This window comes from Arthrobacter psychrochitiniphilus (assembly GCF_003185915.1).
Taxonomy (GTDB): Bacteria; Actinomycetota; Actinomycetes; order Actinomycetales; family Micrococcaceae; genus Specibacter; species Specibacter psychrochitiniphilus.
This window is the reverse complement of the sequence record NZ_QHLZ01000007.1, coordinates 13,827-26,135: the sequence shown is the minus strand read 5'-3', so window position 1 is coordinate 26,135 and position 12,309 is coordinate 13,827. Positions and strand designations below refer to the sequence as shown.

Sequence of the window (12,309 nt, the reverse complement as noted above, 5' to 3'; positions counted from 1 at the left end):
GATGTATTGGGCACAGCAGTGCCATGGTCTACCTCCCTAGGTTACCTGAGTGTTATCTCAGGGCACTGCATACGTGGCAATGCTCACAAGAGCCCGGCGCTCTTCCCCCACAGCGTGCGCCCGTCCCTATCCTGCCCACAAAGTACGGCACCGGGCCCCTCCATAGCTGCCAACTCACCTAGGCTCGGCCGTGCGAGGGCATTTTTGGACCGATGCGCCAGTGCCCGCTATGTCAGCCTGGGGAGTGCTGGAGTAGTGGGAGCGCCGGAAGCGTAGGAGAGCCAGAGAGGCTGGAGGGGAGGTGCCATGCGGCTGGAATTCACGCTGGTTGCGGGGCCTTCCTCAACTGCGTCTGCCTCCACGGGGAGTGCAGTACCTGAAATAGGTGAGCCGAGTAGTTGCTGGTTCCCACCTATTGAACTCAGCGCTCTGTGGCCACCGGGTGTGGGCCTCGAGAGCTGCACGGGGGCTTCCCTGGCTCGGGCACTGGCAACCAAATGGCCAGGGCTTGCATTTGCGGTCTCCGGAGAAGCACTGAACACGTTGCGTCCCGGCTGCGCCCCACTCTGCGACGGAGCGGTAGTGGTTGCCTGCCGAGCCGGATCTCAACCCGTCCCCGCGCGTGGTGCTTCTTCCGGCGCTTGGACTGGCGCTGCGTCCGGCGCTGCATCCGTAGGCGAAGCGCCAGATCCTGCTGATCCTTGGGCTTCCGGTTCCGGGGTTGTGGCATTGTTGTGTGTTTCCGCTGGTCCTGCGGCAGGGACCATCTTCACACTTCATCGCGGAAGCTACAGCCTAGGCCGCGGGAAGTGCCGATTGCCTATGCCCGATCCTGCGTTGTCCAGGCATCACGGAACCTTGATTGTTGGATCCCAGAGCATCACCTTGACGGCATCCCCCGGCTCCTCAGGATTCCTGATTCACCAGATCACAGACGGCCCTACGGCGAGCGCCCAACCGTTCAAAGGGACCATCACCGTTGATACCGGCAAGCGCATTATCTGCGGGAATAGTGTACTGGAGCTGCGACTGCCCGGGCAGTACCTTAGCGGGGTTCCTGCCCCCGGTTCTTTTTCTGCCCGCGGCTTTGTTTCTGGCACTGGCTTAGTTTCTGGCACTGGCCTGGTTCTTGGTACCGGCTCTGCTCCACTGTCCGCACCTCGTCCCAATCTGGAATCAGCCTGGGCATCCGCCGCGTCTCCGTTGTTCCTTGCTGACCCTGCTCCCCTAGTGGTGCCACAGCCGGCCGGTTCCACCCGCGCCTCCCTAGCTATGGTGCTGACCGGACTGCTCCCCCTGCTGATGGGCACCGCGTTGGCAGTTTTTACCGGTTCAATGATGTTCTTGGCCTTTGCCGCCATGGGGGCCGTCACCGTTTTGGTTCCGCTACTTGGCGGTGCCAAACGGCGCAGACAATTCCGTGATGACGTGGCGCGTGCGGTTGTCCAGGACGCCGAGCGGGCAGCCAGTTCTTTTCCTGATGCTGCAACATTGCTCCTGGAGGTACCCACGAATGCACCCGCTGTGGCGTTCACGGGCACACTTACCAGCGCAGGCGAATCTACAGCGTCGCCGCGTAGGGACTTGGCGCTTCGTTTAGGAACCGCTTCTCGCAGCGCACAAGTAGCCCCTGCTCCCCCTGCCCCGGGGTTCATAGCTCCTGTGGTGCAGGCGCAGCCCTTTACTGTCTCACTGGGACCGGCGGGAATGACCATTAGGGGGCCTTCCGGGGCTGTGCAGGCTTTGCTGAACTTTCTCTTAGTGCAGTTGGATGCCGCAGCCATTCCCGTTGTTGTGCTGAGTCCACCGGAGGACGTTCCCTGGGCAGCAAGGTTTCTTCCCCGAACCAAAATTGTTCAATGCACTGCGGCTGCGCAGAACGCACTTGCTGCCATGCAATGGCCCACCGCAGCTGGTACCGATCCCGGAGTTGGTGCCGCTCCAGCGACTAACGTGCTGATCATGCTGGGAGGTGCTGGCAGCACCAAACTTTCCCTTCCCTCCCCTACCAGAACCATCCACGTCATGGTGGACGCCACCGAGCCCGGCGCCTATGCGAGCGCAGACCCGAGCAGTGTGCACCTCCACGCCCAAGGCCTACGGATTGTGGGGCACTGCGCGGGATATGACTTCATTCCCGACGGGGTGCCGCCGCAAGTATTTGCAAGCCATGCCCGCCGCCGTGCGGTGGCAGCCGCTTCTGCTCTATCAGAGGCTCCCGGAACTCTCTCCACCAATTTTGTGCCGCGGCCGGGGCAGTCCACGGCATCGTCCGTGGTAGCAGCATGGGAAGCCTCGGGCGGAGGGCCGCTACTTGCCATCCCTATTGGCAGCTCAGCAACGGGCCCCACCTTGTTCAGCTTGGTGCATGACGGACCGCACCTGCTGGTGGGTGGCACCACTGGCTCCGGAAAGTCCGAGTTCCTGAAGGCCCTGGTGGGCAGCTTGGCCGCCTCACACTCCCCCGCCGATCTCCAATTTCTGTTCATTGATTTCAAGGGCGGTGCCGGGTTGGGCGCGTTGGTCAAGCTCCCTCACACCAGTTCACTGGTCACCGATCTGGGAGGGCACGGGGTAGCAAGAACGTTGGCATCCCTGCGTGCCGAACTGCACCGGCGTGAAGCAGCGCTTTCTGCCGCAGATGTTGCCGACAGCCTGGCCTACCGCGCCCGTGCCACTCGCAGAGAAACCAACACCCACGAGCCCACACGCTACGGTATGGCGCACCTGGTGATTGTTGTTGATGAATTCAGGGTTCTTGTTGACCAATTCCCTGACGCCATGGCAGAACTCATGCGGATCGCCGCTGTGGGCAGATCTTTGGGCATTCACCTGATCCTGTCCACCCAGCGTCCGCAAGGCGCCATCAATGCGGACATCCGCGCCAATGTGACCAGTTCAATTTGCCTGCGGGTGCAGTCAAGTTTTGATTCCATTGACGTCATTGGCACTGCGGCCGCCGCTGAGATCGCCGTGGAGACTCCCGGCCGCGCCTACATCAGCAGGGCAGGCGGGACTCCCACGGAATTTCAAAGTGCTGTTCTGGGTGTGCCACCGTCAGGAGAGGCCGTGGTGCCTGAGTTGATGCAGGTAGAACAGGGCGAACCACCAAACGCCGCTTCAGTGACCAAGTCAGGAATGACCAGCTCAGCAGTGACCAGCAATGTTGAGGCCGTGGTGGCAGTCATGAATCAGGCCTGGCGCAATGCTTGCACCCTCCAACCCGCGCTAGTCTGCGCCCCTGCCGTAGTGGCACCTGAACTACCCACCGAGATAGCCCTTGATGGCCTTGGCGAAGCTGAGCCAGGCACGGAGAGCGTTCAGCTATCTGGCGAAGATCCTGCAAGGCAACCAGGAACTGTGGTGCTGGGCATAGTTGATCTGCCGGAACAGCAATGCTTGAAAGCCCTTGTATGGCACCCCCGCGATCATTCACATCTGGCGTGCTTTGGGACGGTAACGGAATCTTCTTGCGCCGTGGCCCTTGTGGCCACCAGGGTTCTAGCGCACGCAGCGCTCACAGCCGCCGCAGCAACAGCAACAGCAACAGCAACAGCAACAGCAACAGCAAATTTTTCCACGGCCCCTGTGCTGTACCTCCTCGATGCCGATGGTTCCCTGAAGGATCTTGCGGACAACCCGTGGGTGGGCAGCTATTTAACGCCCACGGATTTGCGCACTGTGGCGCATCTTATGCAAAGGCTGGCCGAGGCTGCCCCCAGTAGTGTTCGCCCTTTGATTTTGTGCATGACAGATTGGGGCCGCTGGTCCACGGCCTTCAGATCCGGGCCATGGCACGAAGGTGAAGACGCCGTGTCCGAGCTGATCCGCTTCGGCGGAAAAAATCTCATAGTTGTTATAGGCGGTAGCCGTGACCTGCTCACCACCGGGTTCATGGCTGCCATCCCCAACAGGATTTATCTCAGTCATGGGAGCCCTGCCGAAACCACCATGCTGTGGCCCCGCATTCCGCACTTCTCCCCGATGCCCGGGCGGGGTGCTTTGGATGGACCCATCAACGCCAGCGCCTCCACAGTCTCAGGCACACCCCCGGCGAACCCAGAACAGGGGAACCACCTACCGGTGAATCTCATGCACGTGGCCCAGTTGGGGACGAGCACACTGCAACTGAGCACCCAACGCTGGTCCGGGCCAGACTCCCCTGAATCGGAAGGGTTCGCGGCGGGGATCCTGCGCGTTGGCACGTTACCAGTGTCCATCTCAGCGCAACAGAGGCATGAACTAGTTGACTGGGCGCTTCTGGCCCGGCAGGAACGGAAGGCTCAGCTGGCACAGCCCGGCAACGGCCCAGCCGCGCCGTTGATCCTGGGCTTGGGCGGCGACGGCAGCGACCCCGTGAGCGTCTGCCTCCCTCCCGGAACGGTTCTGCCCGTTTTTGGCGGGCCCCAAACGGGCAAGAGTACTTTCCTGCAGACCTTGGCTCACCTCAATGGCGCAAGCTGGCTTGAATCAAGCACCCCCGCTTCAGTGCGGTGCGCGGAGAGCTCCGTGGTGTTGCTGGATAATCCCTTATCCACCACTGCCGAGCAGATTCATACAGCGGATGAATTACTGGCTGCCGGCGCTGTCCTCATTGTGGCAGTGCCGTATCCAGGTCCCGCACTGTCACGGCTGCCCTTGGAGTGGGGTTTACGAACCTCCAGCCAAGGAGTGGTTGTGCGACCCCAGCGGGCCATGGACGCGGAGATGTTCGGCATCCGCCTAGACACTGCCGGCTCAGAACCACCGGGGCGGGCAGTCTTGATCAACGGCGGCCACCGGGAATGGTTTCAGTTCCCGGGACTGTGAAGCTAAAGGACCGTTTCCTCCGCCGCCGTACGCAATGAAAAGGCCACCACTTTGGGGGTGAAGAGGAAGTAAACAACCGCCAGCGGCGGCAAGAGGAGCAGCAAGCCCAGCATCAGCTCACCTTCCAACAAGGCCGGCGTAGCGATGGCCACCATAAGCAATTGCCACACAAACGCAGCCGAGCGTGTCCACCTGAAACCATGGAAAGCCTTGAACGCTACCGCACCCAAGCCTGCGGACAGTCCCAAGAGCAAGAGAGTCAAAAATATGGCGCTCGCAAAGGAATTACTCGGCTGTGTGAGCAATGAAAAGATCGACCAGATGCCGAACACGGCCAATGCCAACGCTTCTGATCCCACCACGCCCGCAATGACAAAAACGCCTGCCGGGCGGACTAACTCACCGCGTTTAAGGCTCGCTTCCAACGCATCAGCGTCCTCTGGGCGGGGCATGTCAGCTGGGGTTTGGGGATCGTTTTGCACAAGAGCACCTTATCGGAGTTTGCCGGGTGGGGGCCGGGAACCCGCGGGGCATTGTGACGCATCGCTCACGGTTAGAGACAATTATTTCCGCCATTACCCCTTGTTTACGTTGAGTTAACATGACAATCTTAAGTAAATGACCTGAAGGGCCCATTGTGGGCCTTTTCTTATGTGGCCTAAAGTGAATTTTTTCACAAGACGCCCCCGTTTTAAAAGGAGTGAGTGATCAGCATGGACTGGCGTAGTCGCGCAGCCTGCCTCGACAAGGACCCGGAATTGTTTTTCCCCGTGGGAAACACAGGTCCGGCCTTGCTGCAGATCGAGGAAGCAAAGAGCGTATGCCGCCGCTGCCCCGTGATTGACACCTGCTTGAAGTGGGCCATCGAATCCGGACAGGACGCAGGCGTGTGGGGCGGTCTTAGCGAGGACGAGCGTCGCGCTATGAAGCGCCGCGCAGCCCGCGCCCGCCGCGCAAGCTAAGCGCACGCAAGCTAAGCGCATAGGCAACTGACCCGCAGCAATCACAGATTGCTGCGGGTCAGTTTTTTAATGCCGGGAAATGAGTGCCATCTGCATCTCAACCACCGTGCCGCCACCCTCACGCACAGACCAGTCAATGGTGCCGCCTAATTCACTGGTCACCAGGGTCCGCACAATTTGCAACCCCAGACCCTCAGCAATGTTCCCCGGCGGCAACCCCACGCCGTCGTCCGCGATCTTCACGGTCAGCGCGTCATCACCTGAATCATTCTTGAACCGGTGCGCCATCAGCCACACCGTCCCCTCCCGGTCCTGCAAACCATGTTCGACGGCGTTGGTCACCAGCTCGTTGATCACCAGTGCCAGCGGGGTGGCGAAATCGCTGGGCAGCTCACCGAAGGCACCCTCGCGTTCGGTGCGCACCCGCTGGGACGGGGAGGCAACCTCGGCGGAGAGCCGGAACTGCCGGTCAATCAGCTCATCAAAGTCAACGTTCTGAGCCAGGCCCTGGGACAGCGTCTCATGCACCAACGCAATGGTGGCGACCCGGCGCATGGCCTGTTCCAGCCCCTGCTTTCCCTCTTCACTGTGCATGCGGCGCGACTGCATCCTCAGCAAGGCAGCCACTGTCTGCAAATTATTCTTCACCCGGTGGTGGATCTCGCGGATGGTGGCGTCCTTGGTCACCAGCTCCTGCTCCCTGCGCCGCAGCTCGGAAACATCGCGGCACAGTACCAGTGCTCCAAAGCGTTCCACACCATCACGCAACGGAATGGCCCGCAATGACAAGCTGACGCCCCGTGATTCAATCTCGGTGCGCCACGGCATGCGGCCCGTGACAACCAGTGGCAGCGATTCATCCACCATGCGCCGGTCCTTGAGCAGCCCCGTGGTCACCTCGGCCAGGGACCGGCCTTCCAAGGACTCGCCATCTCCTAGCCGGCGGAAAGCCGAGACGCCGTTGGGGCTGGCGTATTGCACAATCCCGTCAACGTCCAGACGCAGCAAACCATCACCAACACGCGGCGCACCGCGGCGGGATCCTGTGGGCGAGGCAAAATCGGGCCACAAACCCAAGGTGCCCATCTTCAGCAAATCGTAGGCGCACTGCCGGTACGTCAGTTCCAGCCGGGAGGGCATCCGCGAGCTGGAGAGGTCCATATGTGTGGTGATAACAGCCAGTGTGCGCCCGTTGCGCACCATGGGGATGGCTTCAACCCGCATGGCCATGTCCGGGCTCCAGATTTTGGTTTCATGCGAGCGCTCAATGTTTTGACTCTTCCAGGCCGCCTTCACCAACGGCTCCAGAGAAGGCTGAATCTGTTCGCCCACAAAGTCTGCGTGGAACATGGTGTGAGAAGTGGAAGGCCGCACATGGGCCAGCGCCACATGCCCCGTGCCGGTTTTGGCCGGGAACCACAGGACCAGGTCGGCGAAGGAAAGGTCAGCAATCATCTGCCAGTCCCCCACCAAAAGGTGCAGCCATTCGGCGTCGCCCGGGGCCAGCCCGGGATTGTCCCTGATCATGTCGGCAAAAATTGCCATCGGGCTCCTTTTAAAAAATGGGTGGCGGTGCCCGCTGCAAACAGCGGGCACCGCACTACCTGGCGCATTCGAGGGCGCCAGTTACACAGATGGTGTGCTGCGGTTACCGCCGCACAATTGAACGCAAGAGCCTCAATGCTACCGACAAGGACGCCATGTCGTCCTGTTCGAGCTCGTTGACTTCGGCAAACATCCGAACAGCCCTCTCCAGCTGCTCCGCATTCTGTGCCTCCCAGGCTTCAATGCGCGCCATGGTGGAGGCACCCTTCTCGGTCCGGTCCAGAACATTACTGGTCATGTCCGCCGTGGTGGCGTACAGGTCATCACGTAAGGCTGCACGCGCCAGCGCCTGCCACCTGTCATTACGTGGCAACGCCGTGATCCGTTCCAGCAGTGAGTCCACCCCGTATCGGTTGTAAAGCGTGTAGTACACGCTCGCCACCGTGTCCTGTGGTTCGGCCAATGCTTCACTGACCTTGGCAACATCCAGCAGCGGGAACGTCTCAAAGAGTTCCGCCCAGCGGCGGCCCAAGGCCAGCGGCATGTTAAAGGATGTGGCCTGGCTGTACCAGTTCTCCACCCGCTCCACATCCACACCTTGGACGAACTCACTCAGGCGTGGGGCCAGGTTGCTGACCCCAGGCTTGAAGCGTTGCACCAGCTCCGCAATGCTCTGCTGCCCAATCCCCTCATTGACCAGCCATCGCACGGCCCTATCCAGCAGGCGGCGCATGTCCAGGTGAACCGTGCTCCACTGCTCCGTGGGGAAGCTGGGCGGGAGTTCGCCCAGCATGGTGGTCATGGACTTCAGATCAAAGATCTCATGCAGGGCAACAAAGGCCTTGGCAACAACCACTTCGCTGGCCGAGGATTCTTCCATGGCCCGGAAGGCAAAGGTGATGCCGCCCAGGTTCACCATGTCATTGGCCACCACGGTGGCAATGATTTCCCGGCGCAGCGGGTGCGTGTCCAGTTCCGCATCGAAACGTGCCGCCACCTGGGCGGGGAAGTAACGGCGCAGTGTTGTCTTGAACCACGAATCATCGGCCAAGTCACTGTTGGTGAGTGACTTGGCCAGTTCCATCTTGGCGTAGGCCAGCAGCACGGCAAGTTCCGGGGAGGTCAGTCCCTGCCCGGTTGCCAGGCGTTCTTGCAGTTCGGCGTTGCTGGGCAGCGCCTCAAGCTCACGGTTCAGGTCCCCGTGATCTTCCAGCCAGTCCATGAAGCGCTCATAGCTGGGGCTCCACTCAACCACTCGTTGACGATCGTTGAGCAGCAAGATGTTCTGTTCAATGTTGTCCTCGAGCACCAGCTGCCCAATTTCATCGGTCATGGACATCAGGAAATCGGTGCGTTCGGCGGGGTCCAGCTTGCCTGCAGCCACCATGCGATCAACGAAGATCTTAATGTTCACTTCATGATCGGAGCAATCCACGCCGGCAGAGTTGTCAATGGCGTCAGTGTTCAGAATGACCCCATGCAGAGCAGCCTCCACACGGCCATGCTGGGTCATGCCCAAGTTGCCGCCTTCGCCAATGATTTTGACCCGTAGGTCCGCACCATCAACACGAATGGGATCGTTGGCTTTATCTCCCACCGAGGCATTGCTTTCGTAGCTGGCCTTGATGTAGGTGCCAATGCCACCGTTGTACAGCAGATCGGTGGGGGCCAGCAGCACTGCCCGGAGCAGCTCCGGCGGGCTGAGCTTCGTGGTTCCGGCGGGCAGGCCGAGCGCCACGCCAACTTCCGGTGAGATCGGGATCGATTTCAGTGTGCGTGAGTACACCCCGCCACCGGCACTGATGAGCTCCTTGTTGTAGTCCTGCCATGATGATCGCGGAAGATCGTACAGGCGCTGGCGCTCATCGAACGCCACCCCGGCCACAGGGTTGGGGTCAAGGAAAATATCGCGGTGGTCAAAAGCGGCCACCAGATTGACGTGGCGGGTACGCAGCATCCCGTTGCCAAACACGTCCCCTGACATGTCTCCTACGCCCACGGCGGTGAACTCCTGGGTCTGGGTGTCTACACCAAACTCGCTGAAGTGCGCTTTGACGGACTCCCACGCGCCACGGGCGGTAATGGCCATGGCCTTATGGTCATAGCCCACGGAACCACCCGAGGCGAAGGCGTCACCGAGCCAGAATCCGTACTCCGCAGAGATGGCGTTGGCCGTGTCCGAGAAGGACGCCGTGCCCTTGTCTGCCGCTACCACCATGTACGTGTCATCACCGTCATGGCGGACCACGTTCACCGGCGGCACCACCACTTCACCGGCGTCGGTGGCCACCAGGTTATCCGTGACGTCCAGCAGCCCGCGGATGAAGGTCTTATAGCTTTCCCGCCCTTCCTCCATCCAGGCGCCGCGGTCCACTGCCGGGTTGGGCAGTTGCTTGGCGAAGAAGCCGCCCTTGGCCCCGGTGGGCACAATCACGGCGTTCTTGACGGTCTGCGCCTTGACCAGGCCCAACACCTCGGTGCGGAAATCTTCACGCCGGTCAGACCAACGCAGCCCGCCGCGTGCCACCTTACCGAAGCGCAGGTGCGTGCCTTCCACGCGCGGGGAGTAAACCCAAATCTCAAACATGGGCTTCGGCGCCGGCAAACCCTCAATGGCTAGCGGATCCAGCTTCAGACTGAGGTAATCCCGTTCACGGTAGTAGTTGGTGCGCAAGGTGGCATCAACTAAGTTGGTGAAAGTGCGCAGGACCCGATCGGCATCAAGTGTTGGGACGCTTTCCAGCGCCGCATTGAGCCTGGTGTGGATCTCATCCTGCAAGGCCGGGCGGGCCCCCTCCTCAATGGCAGGGTTGAAGCGGGCCTCAAAAAGCTCCACCAACCCGCGGGTAACATCCACATTTTCCAAAAGCGTGTTGGCAATGAACCCGTAGGAGTTGGTATTGCCCATCTGGCGCGTGTACTTGGCATAGGCGCGCAGAATGACTACCTGGCGTGCATGCATACCCTCGGTCAGCACCAGCCGATCAAAGTTATCCGACTCGCTGCGGCCCGTAATCGCTGCCCCAAACGCCTCCGTCAGCAGGTCCGCCGTTGTCAACGGGTCAACTCCGGCAGGGTACTTCAGGCCAAGATCGTAGAGGAAGAAGTCACGCTTATCAGCAGTTTCAACGTCAAAGGGCCGCTCATCCAGCACCTCGAGTCCCAAGCTGTGGAAAAAGGGCAGGATCTTGCTCAGGCTTTGCGGATGTGCCATGTACAGCTTGACGCGGGCATCTCCTTCAAGGAGCCCGCCGCTGCCCTTGGGCAGGTAGACGTGCATGCCGGGGGCACACTTATCGGGGCTTAGCCCGGCCGCTGTTGCAGCCTTGTAACGGGCATCAAATTCCTCAAAGCGGGCAATGTCCGCCAGAGCGTCCTCAACCTCAAAGTCCACCCGGTAGCTCTGCGGGAATGCATGAGCCCACTTGGCTTCCAAACGGTCCGCCACCTCGCGCTGCTCCGAATCGCGCAACACCTGGGCGATCCCCTCGGGCCAGGACCTCGCCGCACGCACCAGCCGCTGCTCCAGTTCGGCAGCCTGCAGATCCGCCGGAACCATGTAGGCCTTGGGCAGGCGGATGCGGAAGAACAGCCGGGCCAGCGCCGATTCGCTCATGCGCGCCTCAAAATCAATGGACACGGCGCTGAAGGTGCGGGTGAGTTCATCCTCAATGCGGTGCCGGACAGCGGTGGTGTAGCGATCACGCGGGATGTAGACCAACGCGGACATGAAGCGTCCATAGATGTCAGGGCGCAGGAACAACCGCGTGCGGCGTCGTTCGGCCAGCCTGAGGATCCCTTCCGCGATCTCGATCAGGTCCGAAACCTCAATCTGGAACAGCTCATCGCGGGGGTAGGTCTCCAGAACCGCAAACAAGTCTTTGCCGGAGTGTGAGTTGGGCGGGAAACCGAAGTGCCGCAGCACAGCCTCAACCTTTTCCCGAACCACAGGGATGTTACGCACGGAACCGGTGTAAACCCCAGAGGAAAACAAGCCGATGAAACGCTGCTCACCGTTGACATTGCCCTGGGAATCGAAAGACTTCACACCAATGTAGTCAAAGTACGCGCCGCGGTGCACTGTGGAGCGTGAGTTGGCCTTGGTAATGACAAGGACACGTTTTTCACGGGCCTTGCGCTGCCCCGTTGTAGTCAGGTGCTGAACGGTAGGGTGGCTGGAGCCATCCCGCATCAGGCCCAGGCCGCTGCCCTCACGATTGACGAGTACGTCTTCACCGTCACGCTTTTCAAGATCGTATTCGCGGTAGCCAAGGAAAGTGAAGTTATCTGCCTCCATCCAGTGCAGTAAATCTTCGGCTTCGCGCAGGTCCACAAGATCTTCCCCTGCCAGCACGGTGGCCAGAATTTCTGCCCGGCTCAGCGCCTTCTCACGCATGGCAGGCCAATCTTCAACCGCTGCCCGTACATTGGCCAGCACCTTGGCGAGGCCTGAGTAGAGCGCCAACTTGCGCTCGTCGTCGATCTTGGGAATTTCAATGGCAATCCATGATTCCAGGAAGGAGGAATTCTCCCCATCCCCCAGCAGGTGGGCAATGTTGGGCATTGCTGAGGTGTCCCCGCTGGCGATGCCCGCGTGGGAAGGAACCTTCGTGACAGCGCTCAAGACGTTGGATTTTTTATCCCGGGAGACCACAAAAACGGGGTGCGTGACCAAATGGATGGCGAGATCTTGGCGCACCAATTCGGCACTGACCGAGTCAACCAAGAAGGGCATGTCATCGGAAACAATGTAAACCACGCTGGCATCGCGTTCGTCGCGGATATCCACCGTGGAATGGCCGGGAGTTCTAATGGCTGCAATCTGCTGGTGGAGCAGGGCCCGCGCATTAAGTACGTCCGGGTCATAGCGAGCGGCGTCCTCTACGGACAATTGCACAAAGTAGTCATTATGGAATGGCTGTCCACCAAACTGTGGGTGCTCCTGCACAGGCTCGTGGCTTGAAGTGTGCGATGACATGAATTAACGCCTCCG

General features: G+C 60.5%; 5 protein-coding genes. 2 read left to right on the top strand and 3 right to left on the bottom strand.

The window, feature by feature from the left end; translation table 11 throughout:
* Positions 1-822: 822 nt before the first annotated feature.
* Positions 823-4,809, top strand: a complete 3,987-nt coding sequence (locus CVS29_RS11810; protein WP_170120964.1) for an FtsK/SpoIIIE domain-containing protein — start codon at positions 823-825, stop codon at positions 4,807-4,809.
* 2 nt (positions 4,810-4,811) lie between these two features.
* On the opposite strand, the gene CVS29_RS11805 is transcribed toward CVS29_RS11810, so the two are convergent.
* Positions 4,812-5,291 carry a hypothetical protein gene (locus CVS29_RS11805; RefSeq protein ID WP_110106542.1) on the bottom strand — a complete coding sequence of 160 codons (480 nt, stop codon included), beginning with the start codon at positions 5,289-5,291 and terminating at the stop codon, positions 4,812-4,814.
* Between the two features lie 231 nt (positions 5,292-5,522).
* Between CVS29_RS11805 and CVS29_RS11800 the strand changes: the two genes are divergently transcribed.
* Entirely contained in the window at positions 5,523-5,771 is a 249-nt protein-coding gene (locus CVS29_RS11800) for a WhiB family transcriptional regulator (protein ID WP_038469266.1), read from the top strand.
* Positions 5,772-5,837: 66 nt separating this feature from the next.
* Here the strand turns inward: CVS29_RS11800 and CVS29_RS11795 are convergent, their stop codons facing one another.
* Positions 5,838-7,316 carry a sensor histidine kinase gene (locus CVS29_RS11795; protein WP_110106541.1) on the bottom strand — a complete coding sequence of 493 codons (1,479 nt, stop codon included), beginning with the start codon at positions 7,314-7,316 and terminating at the stop codon, positions 5,838-5,840.
* 103 nt (positions 7,317-7,419) lie between these two features.
* Positions 7,420-12,294 (bottom strand): NAD-glutamate dehydrogenase, encoded by a 4,875-nt coding sequence (locus CVS29_RS11790; RefSeq protein ID WP_110106540.1) that lies wholly within the window; start codon positions 12,292-12,294, stop codon positions 7,420-7,422.
* Between the last annotated feature and the right edge of the window lie 15 nt (positions 12,295-12,309).

Excerpts from the sequence above, each read along its gene's own strand:
- CVS29_RS11800 (WP_038469266.1), top strand. The coding sequence starts at position 5,523 with ATGGACTGGCGTAGTCGCGCAGCCTGCCTCGACAAGGACCCGGAATTG.
- CVS29_RS11810 (WP_170120964.1), top strand. The coding sequence starts at position 823 with ATGCCCGATCCTGCGTTGTCCAGGCATCACGGAACCTTGATTGTTGGA.
- CVS29_RS11790 (WP_110106540.1), bottom strand. The coding sequence starts at position 12,294 with ATGTCATCGCACACTTCAAGCCACGAGCCTGTGCAGGAGCACCCACAG.
- CVS29_RS11795 (WP_110106541.1), bottom strand. The coding sequence starts at position 7,316 with ATGGCAATTTTTGCCGACATGATCAGGGACAATCCCGGGCTGGCCCCG.